16 protein-coding genes are annotated in these 14,706 nt (G+C 60.9%); 8 read left to right on the top strand and 8 right to left on the bottom strand.

The genetic code is table 11. The features are described 5' to 3' along the window. Window positions 1-2 precede the first annotated feature (2 nt). The 3 genes from hisA to CEC48_RS23365 all read left to right on the top strand — a co-directional run bounded on the left by hisA (window position 3) and on the right by CEC48_RS23365 (window position 2,345). A complete protein-coding gene (hisA, locus tag CEC48_RS23375) occupies window positions 3-740 on the top strand; it encodes a 1-(5-phosphoribosyl)-5-[(5-phosphoribosylamino)methylideneamino]imidazole-4-carboxamide isomerase (RefSeq protein ID WP_088425906.1) in 738 nt (245 codons plus the stop codon). Between the two features lie 9 nt (window positions 741-749). Next, window positions 750-1,520, top strand: a complete 771-nt coding sequence (gene hisF, locus CEC48_RS23370; protein WP_003218030.1) for an imidazole glycerol phosphate synthase subunit HisF — start codon at window positions 750-752, stop codon at window positions 1,518-1,520. 66 nt (window positions 1,521-1,586) lie between these two features. Beyond that, window positions 1,587-2,345: an ABC transporter substrate-binding protein gene (locus tag CEC48_RS23365; protein ID WP_088425905.1), complete on the top strand. Its 759-nt coding sequence runs from the start codon at window positions 1,587-1,589 to the stop codon at window positions 2,343-2,345. Here the strand turns inward: CEC48_RS23365 and CEC48_RS23360 are convergent. The 4 genes from CEC48_RS23360 to CEC48_RS23345 all read right to left on the bottom strand — a co-directional run bounded on the left by CEC48_RS23360 (window position 2,298) and on the right by CEC48_RS23345 (window position 7,148). Then, complete coding sequence (locus tag CEC48_RS23360) at window positions 2,298-3,602, bottom strand: Vps62-related protein (RefSeq protein ID WP_088425904.1); 1,305 nt, start codon at window positions 3,600-3,602, stop codon at window positions 2,298-2,300. The genes CEC48_RS23365 and CEC48_RS23360 overlap by 48 nt on opposite strands. A 127-nt stretch (window positions 3,603-3,729) precedes the next feature. After that, the gene (locus CEC48_RS23355) at window positions 3,730-4,512 is read right to left on the bottom strand and encodes a divergent polysaccharide deacetylase family protein (RefSeq protein ID WP_088425903.1); all 783 of its coding nucleotides are present in this window, start codon (window positions 4,510-4,512) and stop codon (window positions 3,730-3,732) included. 1 nt (window position 4,513) lies between these two features. Then, window positions 4,514-5,821, bottom strand: coding sequence for a S41 family peptidase (locus CEC48_RS23350; protein ID WP_088425902.1), 1,308 nt, complete (start codon window positions 5,819-5,821; stop codon window positions 4,514-4,516). Window positions 5,822-5,852: 31 nt separating this feature from the next. Then, the gene (locus CEC48_RS23345; RefSeq protein WP_088425901.1) at window positions 5,853-7,148 is read right to left on the bottom strand and encodes a murein hydrolase activator EnvC; all 1,296 of its coding nucleotides are present in this window, start codon (window positions 7,146-7,148) and stop codon (window positions 5,853-5,855) included. Between the two features lie 36 nt (window positions 7,149-7,184). Between CEC48_RS23345 and CEC48_RS31650 the strand changes: the two genes are divergently transcribed. After that, complete coding sequence (locus CEC48_RS31650; RefSeq protein ID WP_176438772.1) at window positions 7,185-7,421, top strand: hypothetical protein; 237 nt, start codon at window positions 7,185-7,187, stop codon at window positions 7,419-7,421. Here CEC48_RS31650 and gpmI read toward each other — a convergent pair. Further along, the gene (gene gpmI, locus CEC48_RS23340) at window positions 7,407-8,933 is read right to left on the bottom strand and encodes a 2,3-bisphosphoglycerate-independent phosphoglycerate mutase (RefSeq protein ID WP_088425900.1); all 1,527 of its coding nucleotides are present in this window, start codon (window positions 8,931-8,933) and stop codon (window positions 7,407-7,409) included. The genes CEC48_RS31650 and gpmI overlap by 15 nt on opposite strands. 151 nt (window positions 8,934-9,084) lie before the next feature. Between gpmI and CEC48_RS23335 the strand changes: the two genes are divergently transcribed. From CEC48_RS23335 to secB, 3 genes are read left to right on the top strand one after another with little or no spacing between them, the layout of a single operon-like run. Next, window positions 9,085-9,498, top strand: coding sequence for a rhodanese-like domain-containing protein (locus CEC48_RS23335; RefSeq protein ID WP_063033506.1), 414 nt, complete (start codon window positions 9,085-9,087; stop codon window positions 9,496-9,498). A gap of 1 nt (window position 9,499) precedes the next feature. Beyond that, window positions 9,500-9,754 (top strand): glutaredoxin 3, encoded by a 255-nt coding sequence (grxC, locus tag CEC48_RS23330; RefSeq protein WP_088425899.1) that lies wholly within the window; start codon window positions 9,500-9,502, stop codon window positions 9,752-9,754. A gap of 42 nt (window positions 9,755-9,796) precedes the next feature. Next, window positions 9,797-10,282 (top strand): protein-export chaperone SecB, encoded by a 486-nt coding sequence (gene secB / locus CEC48_RS23325; protein ID WP_003218009.1) that lies wholly within the window; start codon window positions 9,797-9,799, stop codon window positions 10,280-10,282. Between the two features lie 158 nt (window positions 10,283-10,440). Here the strand turns inward: secB and CEC48_RS23320 are convergent, their stop codons facing one another. Then, a complete protein-coding gene (locus CEC48_RS23320; protein WP_003218007.1) occupies window positions 10,441-10,896 on the bottom strand; it encodes a tRNA (cytidine(34)-2'-O)-methyltransferase in 456 nt (151 codons plus the stop codon). On the opposite strand from CEC48_RS23320, the gene CEC48_RS23315 reads away from it, so the two are divergent. Next, window positions 10,895-11,335: a hypothetical protein gene (locus tag CEC48_RS23315; protein WP_088425898.1), complete on the top strand. Its 441-nt coding sequence runs from the start codon at window positions 10,895-10,897 to the stop codon at window positions 11,333-11,335. The two genes, CEC48_RS23320 and CEC48_RS23315, sit on opposite strands and share 2 nt — an antisense overlap. A 621-nt stretch (window positions 11,336-11,956) precedes the next feature. Here the strand turns inward: CEC48_RS23315 and ntrC are convergent. Together ntrC and glnL are read right to left on the bottom strand one after the other, a co-directional pair. Beyond that, window positions 11,957-13,393, bottom strand: coding sequence for a nitrogen regulation protein NR(I) (gene ntrC, locus CEC48_RS23305; protein ID WP_088425896.1), 1,437 nt, complete (start codon window positions 13,391-13,393; stop codon window positions 11,957-11,959). Continuing rightward, window positions 13,390-14,475 carry a nitrogen regulation protein NR(II) gene (glnL, locus tag CEC48_RS23300; protein WP_003218001.1) on the bottom strand — a complete coding sequence of 362 codons (1,086 nt, stop codon included), beginning with the start codon at window positions 14,473-14,475 and terminating at the stop codon, window positions 13,390-13,392. Before glnL ends, ntrC begins: the two co-directional genes overlap by 4 nt. Window positions 14,476-14,706: the final 231 nt, after the last annotated feature.

Here is a 14,706-nt window from a genome sequence, read left to right as displayed (position 1 = left end):
AGATGCTGATTATTCCCGCTATCGATCTCAAGGACGGCGCCTGCGTACGCCTGCGCCAGGGCCGCATGGAAGATTCCACGGTGTTCTCCGATGACCCGGTGAGCATGGCTGCCAAGTGGGTGGAAGGCGGTTGCCGTCGTCTGCATCTGGTGGACTTGAACGGTGCGTTCGAAGGCCAGCCGGTCAACGGCGAAGTGGTGACGGCGATCGCCAAGCGCTACCCGAACCTGCCGATCCAGATCGGCGGCGGCATTCGCTCCCTGGAAACCATCGAGCACTACGTGAAAGCGGGCGTGAGCTACGTGATCATCGGCACCAAGGCCGTGAAAGACCCGGCCTTCGTCGCCGAAGCCTGCCGTGCGTTCCCCGGTAAAGTGATCGTGGGCCTGGACGCTAAAGACGGTTTTGTCGCCACCGACGGCTGGGCTGAAATCAGCACCATTCAGGTGATCGACCTGGCCAAGCAGTTTGAAGCCGACGGCGTCTCTGCCATCGTTTATACCGACATCGCCAAAGACGGCATGATGCAGGGTTGCAACGTACCGTTCACCGCTGCGCTGGCTGCTGCCACCAAGATCCCGGTGATCGCTTCCGGCGGTATCCACAACCTGGGCGACATCAAGTCGCTGCTGGACGCGAAGGCCCCAGGGATCATCGGCGCCATCACCGGCCGTGCGATCTATGAAGGCACCCTGGACGTCGCCGAAGCTCAGGCTTACTGCGACGCCTACAAAGGCTGAGGACTGACCATGGCGCTGGCCAAACGCATTATCCCTTGCCTGGACGTCGACAACGGTCGCGTGGTCAAGGGCGTCAAGTTCGAGAACATCCGTGACGCCGGCGACCCGGTGGAAATTGCCCGTCGCTACGACGAGCAGGGTGCTGACGAGATTACCTTTCTCGACATCACCGCCAGCGTCGACGGTCGCGACACCACGTTGCATACCGTGGAGCGCATGGCCAGCCAGGTGTTTATCCCGCTGACCGTGGGCGGTGGCGTGCGTACCGTGCAGGACATTCGCAACCTGCTGAACGCCGGCGCAGACAAGGTCTCGATCAACACCGCGGCCGTGTTTAACCCGGAGTTTGTCGGCGAAGCTGCGCAGCACTTCGGTTCGCAGTGCATCGTGGTGGCCATCGACGCCAAGAAAGTCTCCGGCCCCGGCGAAACCCCGCGCTGGGAGATTTTCACCCACGGCGGGCGCAAGCCTACCGGGCTGGACGCGGTGCAGTGGGCGATGAAGATGGAAGCCCTGGGCGCCGGTGAAATCCTGCTGACCAGCATGGACCAGGACGGCATGAAAAACGGCTTCGACCTGGGCGTGACCCGCGCCATCAGCGACGCGCTGGGCATCCCGGTGATCGCGTCCGGCGGCGTCGGCAACCTGCAGCACCTGGCCGACGGCGTGATTGAAGGCCACGCCAGCGCAGTGCTGGCGGCGAGTATTTTCCACTTTGGCGAATACACCGTTCCCGAGGCAAAGGCCTACATGGCGGCGCGCGGTATCGTCGTTCGCTAAACGCTACTGGACACCATGGCAGGCTCGCGGCACTCTCTGGGCTTGCCATGGATTCCGGTAACTTTCATGTTCAAAGACTTGCTGCTCGCCCTCGCCAGTACCTCCATTCTTTTGGCGGGTTCGGCTCACGCCGACGAACCGTCTGACAGCGCTTCCCTGGTGTTGCTGACGGAAAACTTCCCGCCTTACAACATGGCGAAAAACGGCAAGAATTTCGCCAAGGAAGAGAACATCGAAGGCATCGCCGTGGACATCGTCCACGAGACCTTCAAGCGTGCCGGCATCTCCTACAACCTGACCCTGCGTTTCCCTTGGGAGCGAATCTACAAACTCGCCCTGGAAAAACCCGGTTACGGCGTGTTCGTGATGGCGCGCCTGCCGGACCGTGAGGCGCTGTTCAAATGGGTCGGCCCCATCGGCCCGGACGATTGGGTGCTGCTGGCCAAGGCTGACAGCAAGATTGAGCTGACCGACCTTGAGCAGGCCCGGCGCTACAAAATTGGCGCCTACAAGGGCGACGCCATCGCCGAAACCCTGGAGAAGCAGGGCCTCAAACCGGTGATCGTACTGCGCGACCAGGACAACGCACAAAAGCTGCTGGATGGCCAAATAGACCTGTGGGCCACCGGCGACCCGGCGGGCCGTTACCTGGCACGCCAGGTCGGGGTGACCGGGCTCAAGACCGTGCTGCGCTTCAACAGTGCCGAGTTGTACCTGGCGCTGAACAAGCAGGTGCCGGACGAAGTCGTCGCCAAGCTCCAGGCGGCCCTGGATCAGTTACGGCAAGAGGGTGTCGTCGACCAAATCATGGGGCGATATCTCTAGGGTGTTTTCGTCTGCCGTGGGCGGTGCCTGTTCGTCATCGGCTGCGATGGGCTCTGCCGGAGGCGGCAGTAACGGGTTTTCTGCGGGCACCACCGCAGTCGAATCGCTGAAATACACCGTGTCGCCGTTGGTGTAGCCAACCGTGGCGGACAATTGGCTCCCGTCCTGTCGCAGCAACCGGTACTCACTGCGGATAAGGTGCGCCGCAACGGTCTGGTTTGCCGGAACATAAGCGGCCACTTCCAGCGAAGCCGAAGAGCCCCAGCCTTTTGCCGATTGGCTGGTATGGGTGAAGAGCTTGTCCAGATTCGCCGAGAAGCTCAATGGCAGCGCAATAGAAGACCACTCGTTGCTAAAGTCGATGCCGGTGATCGCCGTAAAGTCGATGGAGTCATCACCGTTCTCACCCCTGCGTGCGGTCCAGTTGAACGTTTTGCCTTCGGCGGTCGTATTGTGGCCAACGCCAACCGAGAGATAGCGATCGCTTCGTTCCAGCCTGTAGGTGGGGGTGCTTTGCAGTTGTTCGATCGGCGTCAGGTTGCTGTCTTTCACCGTAAACCACGGCAGCTCGCAAACATGTGGAGGGTGCTCCGCAGAGTCCTGCATGTCGGCGGGTGCAGGCAGAGGGCTTTCCAGCAGCGCCAGCTCCATGCGTAAAGCATAAGGTCGGGCGCCAAAAGAGGGCCGGGCGAAGCTGCCATTGCCGAAAAACGTACCGGGCGCAATATACGCTTCGCCCGGTTCGACCTCGGGGCTTTGGACGTCCCAGGCACTGAAGTCCATGCGCGAGCCGCTGCCTTTGTCATCCCAGATCGAGTTGCCGATGTAGGCGTCCACGACCAGATCGGCCCGGATACAGCGCACAATGTTGACCGAAGGCTTGTCGTAACCGACGTAGCACACCATCCCCATGGTTACGTAACCCTCGGGCGCTATGGGCTGCCATACGGAGACTTCGGAGCGAACCCTTTTGCCGGAGTTTTGCCACACCAACTGAAAGTCTGTCGGCGCCCTGAGTGCGGTGCCGTTGACCTTGTCCGCCTCACTGACCACCGCGACGACTTTTCGGTTGTTTATCGTGCGGTATCCTTCAAATACAACATCGCCCAATGAGGAGAAGGTGTTCAGCGCATCAGCGGACGTGTTGGGGCGCCAGAAGCTCGCGGACTTCAGGGCGCCTGAGCCTTTGTCGTTCCAAAGCAGGTCGAATTCCGTGGTGAAACTGATCAGCAGGTCTTTAAATATGATGGGGGCCATTTCTCTTGTTTTCCCAATTCAATACAACGTTGTCGAAGAGCGCCTGTATGGCGCACCTCGCAACTATTGAATAAACCGGGAGCAGCAGAGTGGTAGCTATGTAGCGCCGTGAAAAGGCGCCACGGGATCAGCGATAAGTGCCGTCTTTGCCGTGCCCTGCCATGGCGCGATTGCTGCGCAGGCTGATCATCAGCTTGATATCGATCCACTCGATGCCTTGGGCCTTGAGCTTGGGCAGCTCACGTTCCAGCACCGCCAGGGTTTGTGGATAAGGGTGGCCGATCATCACGGCCGAACCCTGTTTGTGGGCCAGCTTGATCGCGGTCTGCAACTGAGTGGTGATGGCCGCTTCGGTGCGTTCGTCATCGAGGAACACATCCCGCGAGACGCTGGCCAGGCCGATCTTCTGCGCTTCGGCCGCCGCTACGGTCTTGGCGCTGGTGCGGCTGTCGACGAAGAATTTGTGGCGCCGCTGCAACTCAGCCATCAACCAGGCCATGGCCTCGGGCTGCGCCGTCATGCGGCTGCCCATGTGGTTGTTGATGCCGGCGGTGTAGGGCACGGCCTTGAAGGCCGCGTCCAGGCGTTTGCCCAGCTCTTCGATGGGCAGGTCGGGGTGCCAGGCGAACGGGCCGGTGGCCGGGTCCATGGGCATGTGCAGGATGACGATCTTGCCGGCCTTGTGGGCTTCGCGGGCGAATTCGGCGGCGTGGGGTGTGTCGGGCATGACTGCCGTGGTCACCGGGCCTGGCAGGGCGAGCACGCGACGATCCCGGGGCAGGTTTTGCCCCAGGTCGTCGATGATCAGGGTCAGGTAGGCTTTGTGTTCTGCGGTGGCTGCACTGGCGGGGTTGCCTTGGGCAACTCCCGCCAGACAGCACAGCAAAGCGATGATCAGTGCACAACGCATATCAACGGCTGCGCGTAATGCTCAGGCCCTTGAGCAGGCTCAGCGCCTGGGCCAACTGGTAATCGTCGTCCTGTGGCATCGGCTTGGCCTTGGAACCGCTGCCGGTAGGCTGGTCGGCGCCGCCGTTGCCATTGCCCAAGTGACCTTGCAGGTCCGCTTCCTTGTAGAACTCGCTGTCGGCTTCGTTGGTGATCTTGGCCTTGCGCACTTCGATGTCTGGCACGATGCCCTGGGCCTGGATCGAGCGACCATTTGGCGTGTAGTACAGCGCCGTGGTGATCTTCAAGGCGCGCTCGTTGTTCAGCGGCAGCACGGTTTGCACCGAGCCTTTGCCGAAGCTGGTGGTACCCATCAGCACGCCGCGCTTCTGGTCTTGCAGGGCGCCGGCGACGATTTCCGAAGCCGAGGCGCTGCCGCCGTTGATCAGCACAACCATCGGTACGCCTTCGCTGAGGTCGTTGCCGGTGGCCGAGAAACGCAGCTCGGAGTTGGCGATACGGCCCTTGGTGTAGACGATCAGGCCCTTGGTGATGAAGTGGTCGACCACTTCCACCGCCGCCTGCAACACGCCGCCTGGGTTGTTACGCAGGTCGAGCACGATGCCGGTGAGTTTCTTGCCGTTGTCTTTACGCAGCTTGGCCAGGGCCTTGGCCACTTCGTCGCCGGTCTTGACCTGGAACTGGGTGATACGGATGTAACCGTAGCCCGACTCCAGCAGTTGGCTCTTCACGCTCTTGACCGTGATGGTCGCGCGCGCCAGGGTCACGTCAAACGGGTTGCCGCCGTCGCGCACCAGGGTCAGGGTGATCTTCTGGCCGATCTTGCCGCGCATCTTGTCGACGGCTTCGGTCATGGTCTGGCCACGGGTCGGCTGGCCGTTGATCTTGACGATCAGGTCGCCCGCCTGGATCCCGGCCTTGGAGGCGGGCGTGTCGTCGATCGGCGAGACCACTTTGATCTGGCCGTCTTCGGCGCCGACTTCAATGCCCAGGCCACCGAATTCACCGCTGGTGCTTTCCTGCAGTTCGGCGAAATCTTCCGGGCCCAGGTAGGCGGAGTGCGGGTCAAGGTTGCTGAGCATGCCCTTGATGGCATTTTCCAGCAGGGTCTTGTCGTCTACAGGTTCGACATAGGCGGCCTTGATCCGGTCCATGACCTCGGCGAAGGTGCGCAACTCGTCCAGCGGCAGCGGGGCCTTGGTGGTCGCGGCCGTGGCTGACTGGGCGGTTTGGTCGGCAAATGCCAAAGGCGCGCCGATCACCAGGGCGATCGTCAGGGCCAGCGATGTGAGGCGGGACAAATGCAGCATGTCGAACGAACTCCTAATGTAGATGCGACCCTTATCCTTGGGTGCGGCACCATTGTGCCGGGTCGCTCGGGCGGCCCTGCTGACGAATAGCGAAGTACAGCGCCGGCGTGTCCTGGCCACCACTGTTACCGACAGTGGAGATGGATTCACCGGCTTTTACAACATCACCTGCCGCTTTAAGCAAAGTTTGATTGTGGCCGTAAAGGCTCAAATAGCCATTACCGTGGTCAAGAATCACCAACAAACCTGCGCCACGCAGCCAATCGGCGAACACCACGCGGCCGCCGTGAATGGCGTGGACCTGGGTGCCGGCGCCGGCACTGATCATCACACCGTCCCACTTGGCGCGGGTGTCATCGCCGCGGGTTTCACCAAAGCGTGCCAGTAATCGACCATCAACTGGCCATGGAAGTTTGCCCCGGGCTGAAGCAAAAGGTCCGCCGAAGGATTCGCCGGCGCTGGAAACCAGCGGGCCAGGCGCTGCACGCGCCGGTTTACGCGGGGCCGGGGCATCAGTGGCAACTGCCTCGGCGGCCTCACGCTCGCGCTTTTTTTCGGCTTCCTGCTGGGCCAGCAGCGCTTTTTGCCGCGCTTGCTCTGCCTCACGGGCCTGGCGCGCCAGGGTTTCCTCGATGGTTTTCAGGACTTTACCCAGGTCGGCCTGGTCCTGCTCGCGGGCCTGGAGCTTGGCGTCACGGGCCTTAACGTCGTCATTGAGCTTGGCCAGGGCTTGCTGGCGCTCCTTGCGAACCTTGTCCAGCTCGTCGCGTTGGGTGTCGAGGCTGCTTTTCTGGTCGAGCAACTGCGACTGCTGGTTGGCGATTTCTGTTTCGACGTTGGCCAACTGGCGCAGGGTCTCGTTGAAGCTTTTCAGTTGCTCCAGGCGGGCCTTGCTCAGGTAGTCGTAATAGGTGAGGGTGCGGGCGAATTTTTCCGGGTTCTGCTGGTTCAGCAGCAGCTTGAGGTATTCCTGGCGGCCGTTCTGGTAGGCGGCGCGGGCCTGGATCGCGATCAGGCGTTGCTGTTCAACGCGGGCGCTCTGGAGTTTTTTTTTCTCACCGTCGAGTCGCTCCAGTTCCGACTCGCTCTTCTTTAGTTCTTTTTGCAGCTCCTGGACCTGCTTCTCCAGCTTGCCCATCTCGGTTTCCGTGCCGCGCAGGTCTTTCTGCACGCCGGATTTCTCTTCCTGGAGCTTGCCGAGCAGTTTCTTCAGCTCGGTAATGTCCTGACGCGTAGCGTCCAACTGTTGTTGGGTTTGTGCGCGCTCATCGGCAAACGCCGGTTGGAGCAGGCAGACAAGAGCGAGGGTAATCAAGGCGCGAAGCATAGAGGCGGGCGACACCAGGGAAAGGGACGGCCTAGTATGCCCGCCAAGCGCTGCAAAAAAAACGCCCAATTCGGGCTGGCGGGCAAGTTAGCTGCCGAGTGGCGGCAGTATGGCAAAAAGACATCTATCAAACATCGCCAAACCAATGTGGGAGTGGGCTTGCTCGCGAAAGCGGTTTGTCAGCCACTGTATCCGATGACTGAAAGACTGCTTTCGCGAGCAAGCCCGCTCCCACACTGTTTTGTGGTGGGCTTTAAATCAGACGAGGATTGAAGTCCCGGTCATTTCCACCGGCTTCTCCAGCCCCATCAGCATCAACATGGTCGGTGCCACGTCGGCCAACACGCCGCCTTCACGCACCTTCAGGTCGCGCTTGCCCACGTAGATGAACGGCACTGGCTCGGTGGTGTGGGCGGTGTGGGCCTGGCCGGTGGATTCGTCGGACATTTGCTCGCAGTTGCCATGGTCGGCCGTGATCAGCGCTTCGCCGCCCACCTTGTCCAGGGCGTCGACGATGCGGCCGACGCACAGGTCCAGGCATTCCACGGCTTTGACGGCCGCTTCCAGGTTGCCGCTGTGGCCAACCATGTCACCGTTGGCGTAGTTGACCACGATCACGTCGTAACGCTGGTGCTCGATGGCGTCGACGATCTTGTCGGTGACCTCCGGGGCACTCATTTCCGGCTGCAGGTCGTAAGTAGCGACTTTTGGCGACGGGATCAGGATGCGTTCTTCGCCCGGGAACGGTTCTTCACGGCCGCCGGAGAAGAAGAAGGTCACGTGGGCGTATTTTTCGGTTTCGGCAATGCGCAGCTGGGTCTTGCCGTTTTTCGCCAGGTAATCGCCCAGCACGTTGTCCAGGCTGCCCGGGGCAAACGCCGACGGGGCCGGGATGTTGGCGGCGTATTGGGTCAGCATCACGAATTCGACTTTCGGCTGGCGCGCGCGCTCGAAGTCCTTGAAACCGTCATCGACAAACACATGGCTCAGCTCGCGGGCACGGTCGGCGCGGAAGTTCATGAACACCAGGGCGTCGCCGTCCTCGACCTTCACCGGCTCACCGATGGTGGTGGCCTTGACGAATTCGTCGCTCTCGCCACGGGCGTAGGCGGCTTCCAGGCCTTCCTGGGCGGTGGCGGCGTTGAATTCGGCCTGGCCGTCGACGATCAGGTTGTAGGCCTGTGCTACGCGGTCCCAGCGGTTGTCACGGTCCATCGCGAAGTAACGGCCCACCAGGCTGGCGATGCGGCCTTTGCCGAGGGTCTTGAAGGTTTCGTCCAGCAGTTCGATGGAGGACTTGGCGCTTTTGGGCGGCGTGTCACGGCCGTCGAGGAACGCGTGCAGGTAGATTTTCTCGGCGCCGCGCTTGAAGGCGAGTTCCGCCATGGCGATCAGGTGGTCCTGGTGGCTGTGGACGCCACCGTCCGACAGCAGGCCCATGAAGTGCACGGCCTTGCCGGCCTTGACTGCTTTATCCACTGCCGCACAGATGGTTGGGTTTTCGAAAAACTCGCCGTCGCGGATCGATTTGGTCACGCGGGTGAAGTCTTGATATACCACTCGTCCGGCCCCGAGGTTCATGTGGCCGACTTCCGAGTTGCCCATTTGGCCGTCCGGCAGGCCAACATCCATGCCCGAGCCCGAGATAAGGCCGTTCGGTACGGTAGCGCTCAGACGGTCCAGTACTGGCTTCTTGGCCGAGTACACAGCGTTGTCGTGGTGGCTTTCACTGTGTCCGAAGCCATCGAGAATTATCAGGACCAAAGGTTTAGGCGTAGTAGTCATAGATCCTCTCGCGGCGGTAATGAATGAAGGCAATTGAAAAGGGAGTGGCAGTTTAAAGCGAAGTTCCGACCACGTCACCGCTTTACGGGGGTTGGCCGACCATGGCGGCTGTGTATACTTACCGCCATTTTAACGCCCTGGAACCTCCTTGATGGTTGATCACCTGATTGCATTTGCCACTACCCACTATTTGCTCGCTGGTGCGTTCGTCGTACTGCTGGCGCTGCTGATCGCTCACGAAATGAGCCGCGGTGGCCGCAGCCTCAGCACGTCCGAGCTGACCGCCCTGGTCAACAAGGATGAGGCTGTAGTGGTGGACATTCGTCCCGCCAAGGATTTCGCCGCCGGCCACATTGTTGGCGCGCTGAACATTCCCCAGGACAAGCTGATTTCGCGCCTGGCCGAGCTGGAAAAGCACAAGGCCAAGACCATCATCCTGGTCGACGCCCAAGGCCAGCACTCCGGCACCCACGCCCGCGAGATGCTGAAAACCGGTTTCAACGCCGCCAAACTGTCCGGTGGCATCTCCAGCTGGCGTGGCGATAACCTGCCGCTGGTGAAGTGATATGAGCCAGGTTGTCGTTTATTCCAGCGATTATTGCCCTTATTGCATGCGGGCCAAGGCCCTGCTTGAGAAAAAGGGCATTGCCTTCGAAGAGATCAAGGTTGATGGCAAGCCCCAGGTGCGCGCCGAAATGACCAAGAAAGCGGGACGCACGTCCGTGCCGCAGATCTGGATCGGTGACAAGCATGTCGGTGGATGCGATGACCTGTTCGCACTTGAGCGCGCCGGTAAACTGGAAGCGCTGCTTCACGTCTGACTCCAAACCCCTAAAAGACCCCAAGTTCACGAAGGATCTGCGATGACTGACCAACAGAACACCGAAGCGGCAGCAGAAGAGGCTCAAGGCCCACAATTTTCCCTGCAGCGTATTTACGTACGTGACCTGTCGTTCGAAGCGCCAAAAAGCCCGGCCATCTTCCGTCAGGAATGGACCCCGAGCGTCGCGCTGGACCTGAACACCCGTCAAAAGGCTTTGGAAGGCGACTTCCACGAAGTCGTGCTGACCTTGTCGGTGACCGTCAAGAACGGCGAAGAAGTGGCCTTCATCGCTGAAGTGCAACAGGCTGGTATCTTCTTGATCCAGGGCCTGGACGAAGCGTCCATGAGCCACACCCTGGGCGCGTTCTGCCCGAACATCCTGTTCCCGTATGCCCGTGAGACCCTGGACAGCCTGGTCACCCGTGGCTCGTTCCCGGCGCTGATGCTGGCTCCGGTGAACTTCGATGCCCTGTATGCGCAAGAGCTGCAGCGCATGCAACAGGAAGGTTCGCCAACGGTTCAGTAATTTCGAACCCGACGCAGGACTAAATGTGGGAGCTGGTTTGTGTGGGAGCGGGCTTGCTCGCGAAAGTGGAGTGTCAGTCACTGAATGTGTGTCTGATGCACCGTATTCGCGAGCAAGCCCGCTCCCACGCAAGCCCGCTCCCACATTTGTTATGTGTGTTACTTGAAACCGAGTTGCCGCCAACCTTCGTAAACCGCGACGGCCACGGTATTGGACAGGTTCAGGCTGCGACAGCCTTCGCGCATCGGCAAGCGCAGACGGTGGCCGTCGGGCAGGGCGTCGAGTACGTCTGCCGGCAGGCCCCGACTTTCCGGGCCGAACAGGAAGGCGTCGCCCTCGGCAAAGCTGGCATCATGGAACGGCCGCGAACCCTTGGTGGTAAACGCGAACAACCGTGGGTGGTTCAGGCTTTCCAGGCAACTGGCGAGGTCGGCATGGCGTTGCAGGGTGGCGTACTCGTGGTAGTCGAGCCCCGCGCGGCGCAGGCGCTTGTCGTCCATGTCGAAGCCCAACGGCTCGATCAAATGCAGGTGGCAGCCACTGTTGGCGCACAGCCTGATAACGTTGCCGGTATTCGGCGGAATTTCTGGTTGAAAAAGGATGACGTGAAACATGCACGGCTCCGAAGGCAAAGATGCGCTGCATTCTACCCCTGAAGAAGACCCCAGGCCGAAGCTATTGCCACGGGTTTTGGGCTCGTTGGCGATTGTCGGCTTGATGGTGGGCCTGATGATCGGCCGGCTGACCACGCCAGACCCGGTTGAGCTGCAGCAGGTCGAGCCTGTCGCCGATGGCGTGGTGGTGTGGTTCAACAGCGAACCCAAGCTGCACGGCGAGCATATCGACGGTACCGTGGCGCTGTTGTTCGACGCGCTCGGCAAGGCGCAGGGCGGGCAGTTGAAGGTCAATGACAAGGACGTGAACTGGCGGGTACGCGAGACCGATGGCGGCTTGCTGCTCAACCTGGTGGCGGCTCGGCCGTTGCGCGGGGAATGGTCGGGGGGGAAGGTCGAAGGACGCTGGCGGTTGGAGATCCATCTCCAGGAGCAATAAAAGAGGGAATCCCCGGCCTGCCTGTACCAAGGTTCCCAAAACGGGCTGGGGCTATGGGCGAGTTGCCTCATAAGCCCCGGGTGTAAAGAAGGGAGTTCCCGGCCTGCCTGTACCAGGGCTCCCAAAACGGGGTGAAGCCAAAGGCTTCGGTGTTAAAGAGGGAATCCCCGGCCTGCCTGTACCGAGGTTCCCGAAACGGGTGTGGGGCGCGACGCGATCCGCATCAAGCGCCCCGGGTGTAAAGAGGGGATTCTCGGCCTGCCTGTACCAAGGTCCCCGAAACTGGGTAGTAACGGGGTTATTGCAGGGCGCGTGCCAGAATTGTGAAGTTGTGCAAAAAAAATTCTTCAGAAAGCGCAAAGCCCCGGAATACGGGGCTTTGGCGTTTTCAGCTTTTAATATTTATTTAACAAGACATGTGTTTCAGGCGTTGGATAAGTGCGCGATGCCGGTTCGTGGTGCATTGAAGCGGTGCACGGTTTAAAGCCTTGTGCGGATGCAAATGTGGGAGCGGGCTTGCTCGCGAAGGCGGTGTATCAGTCAATATATCCAGTGACTGACACACCGTTTTCGCGAGCAAGCCCGCTCCCACATGGGGTTTTCGGTGGATTTGAGACGGGGTCAGCCCTCATCGCCCTCATCATCGTCACCGCCATCGACCTTCATCCCCAGTTCCTTGATCTTGCGAGTCAGGGTGTTGCGGCCCCAGCCCAGCAGCACGGCGGCGTCGCGACGACGACCGGCGGTATGCTTGAGGGCGGTTTCGATCATGATCCGCTCGAAGGCCGGCACAGCGCTGTCCAGCAGGTTCGACTGGCCACGTGCCAGAGCCTGGTCGGCCCACTGGCGCAGCGCCTGCTCCCAGTTGGTCACTGGTGCCGAATCCTGAGGCAGGCTCAGCAGCTCGGGCGGCAGGTCGCTGATGTGCACTTCGCGACCCGAAGCCATCACGGTGATCCAGCGGCAGGTGTTCTCCAACTGGCGTACGTTGCCCGGCCATGGCAGGTTCTTCAGGTATTCCTCGGTCTCGTTTTTCAGCAGCTTCGGCTCGACGGCCAGCTCCTGGGCGGCGCGGCTGAGGAAGTGACGGGCCAGGGTCGGGATGTCTTCGCGGCGGTCCGACATCCGTGGGATGTGGATACGGATCACGTTCAGACGGTGGAACAAGTCTTCACGGAATTTGCCGGCATGCACCAGGGTTTCGAGGTTTTGGTGAGTCGCCGCGATGATGCGTACGTCGACCTTGACCGGCGTGTGCCCGCCTACGCGATAAAACTCGCCGTCGGCCAGTACCCGCAGCAAGCGCGTCTGGGTGTCGGCCGGCATGTCGCCGATTTCATCGAGGAACAGCGTGCCGCCATCGGCTTGTTCAAAACGGCCACGGCGCAGGTTGGCTGCGCCGGTGAAGGCGCCTTTTTCATGGCCGAACAGTTCCGACTCCATCAAGTCCTTCGGAATCGCCGCCATGTTCAACGCAATGAACGGCGACGCCGCCCGTGGGCTGTGACGGTGCAGGGCATGGGCCACCAGCTCTTTACCGGTACCCGATTCGCCGTTGATTAGCACGGTGATGTTGGAGTGGCTCAAACGCCCGATGGCGCGAAACACTTCCTGCATCGCCGGCGCTTCGCCGATGATTTCCGGAGTACGGGTCAGGACCGGCGGGGCTTCCTGGTTCTGCTGTTCCTGGGCGTGCTGGTTGGCGCGTTTTACCAGCGCCACGGCTTCGTCCACGTCGAACGGCTTTGGCAGGTATTCAAAGGCACCGCCCTGATAGGACGCGACAGCGCTGTCCAGGTCCGAGTGCGCGGTCATGATGATCACCGGCAGGCGCGGGTGCTGCTCGCGAATCCGCGCCAGCAAGTCCAGGCCACTGGCGCCGGGCATGCGGATGTCAGAGATGATCACGTCGGGCTGCTGGCGAGCCAGGCGGCTCATCACCCCGTCGGCGCTGTCGAAGCTCTGGGTGGTCATGCCTTCCTGTTGCAAGGCTTTCTCCAGGACCCAGCGGATAGAACGGTCGTCATCGACGATCCAGACAGTTTCACTACGGCTCATGTCGATGGGGCTCCTTGTTCCAGTGGCAGAAAGATCGAGAACGTGGTGTGGCCAGGATGGCTCTCACACTCGATCAAGCCCTGGTGCTGGCTGATGATGTTCTGGGTAATGGCAAGGCCCAGCCCGGTACCGTCCGGGCGGCCGCTGACCATTGGGAAAAAGATGGTTTCCTGCAGCTCTGCAGGGATGCCCGGGCCGTTGTCGATGATCTCGACCTTGGTCACCAGGCGATGGCGCACGTGGCCGATGGTGAACTGGCGCAGGGCGCGGGTGCGCAGGCTGATGCGGCCCAGGCGCAGTTCGTTCTGGCTGCTGATGGCCTGCATGGCGTTACGCACGATATTGAGCACTGCCTGAATCATCTGCTCGCGGTCGATCAATACGTCGGGAATGCTTGGGTCGTAGTCGCGCACCAAGGTGATGCAACCCTGGCTTTCGGCCTCCACCAGTTGGCAAACGCGCTCCAGAACCTCGTGGACGTTGGTCATCGCCAGCGACGGCAGCTTGTTGGAGCCGAGCATGCGGTCTACCAGGTTACGCAGGCGGTCGGCTTCCTCGATGATGACGTTGGTGTAGTCCTTGAGGTTCTCGTCCGGCAGCTCGCGGGCCAGCAACTGTGCGGCGCCGCGAATCCCGCCCAACGGGTTCTTGATCTCGTGGGCCAGGCCGCGCACCAGCATCTTGCTGGTTTCCTGCTTGGACAGTTGCGCCTCTTCCTTGGTGATGCGCAGCAGGCGATCACGGGGATGCACCTCCAGCAGCAGCAAGGTGGCGCCGTGGCTCAGGATCGGTGTGACCGCGTAGTCGACGGTCAGGGTCTGGCCGGTGAGGGCGGTGAGCATCGCTTCGCGCTTGGTGAACGGGTGCGCCTGCTCCACGGCCTGGCGCAATGAGCTCAAGGCCTCGGCCGACTCAGTGAACAGCTCACTGATGAATTGCCCATGGCTGCGCTGGCCGCTGATGGCCAGTAGCATCTCCGCCGCCGGGTTCATGTACTCAAGGCGAAGTTCGTCATTGAGCAGGATGGTCGCGGTGGTCAGGTTGTCGAGTAGCAGGCGGTGCAGTGCGTCGCTGATGGTCATTAGGACCTCTTTTGGAGCAAGGCGCGGCCTTGAGGCATGCGCTGATACAAGGAAAATGCAAAAAACAAACCAAGGCTCCGAAAAGAAGCGTTAAAGCCCTGAAATGGGGGTTTAAGGCGCGAAACTGTGGCGTTCTGCCAGCTTCAGCGGGAAGTTTCGAACCAAAATGGGCTGGGTAAGTGGGAAGGGTGCAATGTATCGCACCAATATAGTGCGGTTTTCAGAAGTCTG

This window comes from Pseudomonas sp. K2I15 (genome assembly GCF_002204795.1).
GTDB lineage: Bacteria > Pseudomonadota > Gammaproteobacteria > Pseudomonadales > Pseudomonadaceae > Aquipseudomonas.
This window is presented reverse-complemented; position numbering and strand designations above follow the sequence as displayed.

What these genes read in the sequence shown, in the direction of transcription:
- CEC48_RS23360 (WP_088425904.1), bottom strand. Translation starts at nt 3,602, where the DNA reads ATGGCCCCCATCATATTTAAAGACCTGCTGATCAGTTTCACCACGGAA.
- CEC48_RS23355 (WP_088425903.1), bottom strand. Translation starts at nt 4,512, where the DNA reads ATGCGTTGTGCACTGATCATCGCTTTGCTGTGCTGTCTGGCGGGAGTT.
- gpmI (WP_088425900.1), bottom strand. Translation starts at nt 8,933, where the DNA reads ATGACTACTACGCCTAAACCTTTGGTCCTGATAATTCTCGATGGCTTC.
- hisA (WP_088425906.1), top strand. Translation starts at nt 3, where the DNA reads ATGCTGATTATTCCCGCTATCGATCTCAAGGACGGCGCCTGCGTACGC.
- CEC48_RS31650 (WP_176438772.1), top strand. Translation starts at nt 7,185, where the DNA reads ATGCCCGCCAAGCGCTGCAAAAAAAACGCCCAATTCGGGCTGGCGGGC.
- CEC48_RS23350 (WP_088425902.1), bottom strand. Translation starts at nt 5,821, where the DNA reads ATGCTGCATTTGTCCCGCCTCACATCGCTGGCCCTGACGATCGCCCTG.
- CEC48_RS23335 (WP_063033506.1), top strand. Translation starts at nt 9,085, where the DNA reads ATGGTTGATCACCTGATTGCATTTGCCACTACCCACTATTTGCTCGCT.
- glnL (WP_003218001.1), bottom strand. Translation starts at nt 14,475, where the DNA reads ATGACCATCAGCGACGCACTGCACCGCCTGCTACTCGACAACCTGACC.
- CEC48_RS23315 (WP_088425898.1), top strand. Translation starts at nt 10,895, where the DNA reads ATGCACGGCTCCGAAGGCAAAGATGCGCTGCATTCTACCCCTGAAGAA.
- CEC48_RS23320 (WP_003218007.1), bottom strand. Translation starts at nt 10,896, where the DNA reads ATGTTTCACGTCATCCTTTTTCAACCAGAAATTCCGCCGAATACCGGC.
- grxC (WP_088425899.1), top strand. Translation starts at nt 9,500, where the DNA reads ATGAGCCAGGTTGTCGTTTATTCCAGCGATTATTGCCCTTATTGCATG.
- CEC48_RS23365 (WP_088425905.1), top strand. Translation starts at nt 1,587, where the DNA reads ATGTTCAAAGACTTGCTGCTCGCCCTCGCCAGTACCTCCATTCTTTTG.
- secB (WP_003218009.1), top strand. Translation starts at nt 9,797, where the DNA reads ATGACTGACCAACAGAACACCGAAGCGGCAGCAGAAGAGGCTCAAGGC.
- ntrC (WP_088425896.1), bottom strand. Translation starts at nt 13,393, where the DNA reads ATGAGCCGTAGTGAAACTGTCTGGATCGTCGATGACGACCGTTCTATC.
- hisF (WP_003218030.1), top strand. Translation starts at nt 750, where the DNA reads ATGGCGCTGGCCAAACGCATTATCCCTTGCCTGGACGTCGACAACGGT.
- CEC48_RS23345 (WP_088425901.1), bottom strand. Translation starts at nt 7,148, where the DNA reads ATGCTTCGCGCCTTGATTACCCTCGCTCTTGTCTGCCTGCTCCAACCG.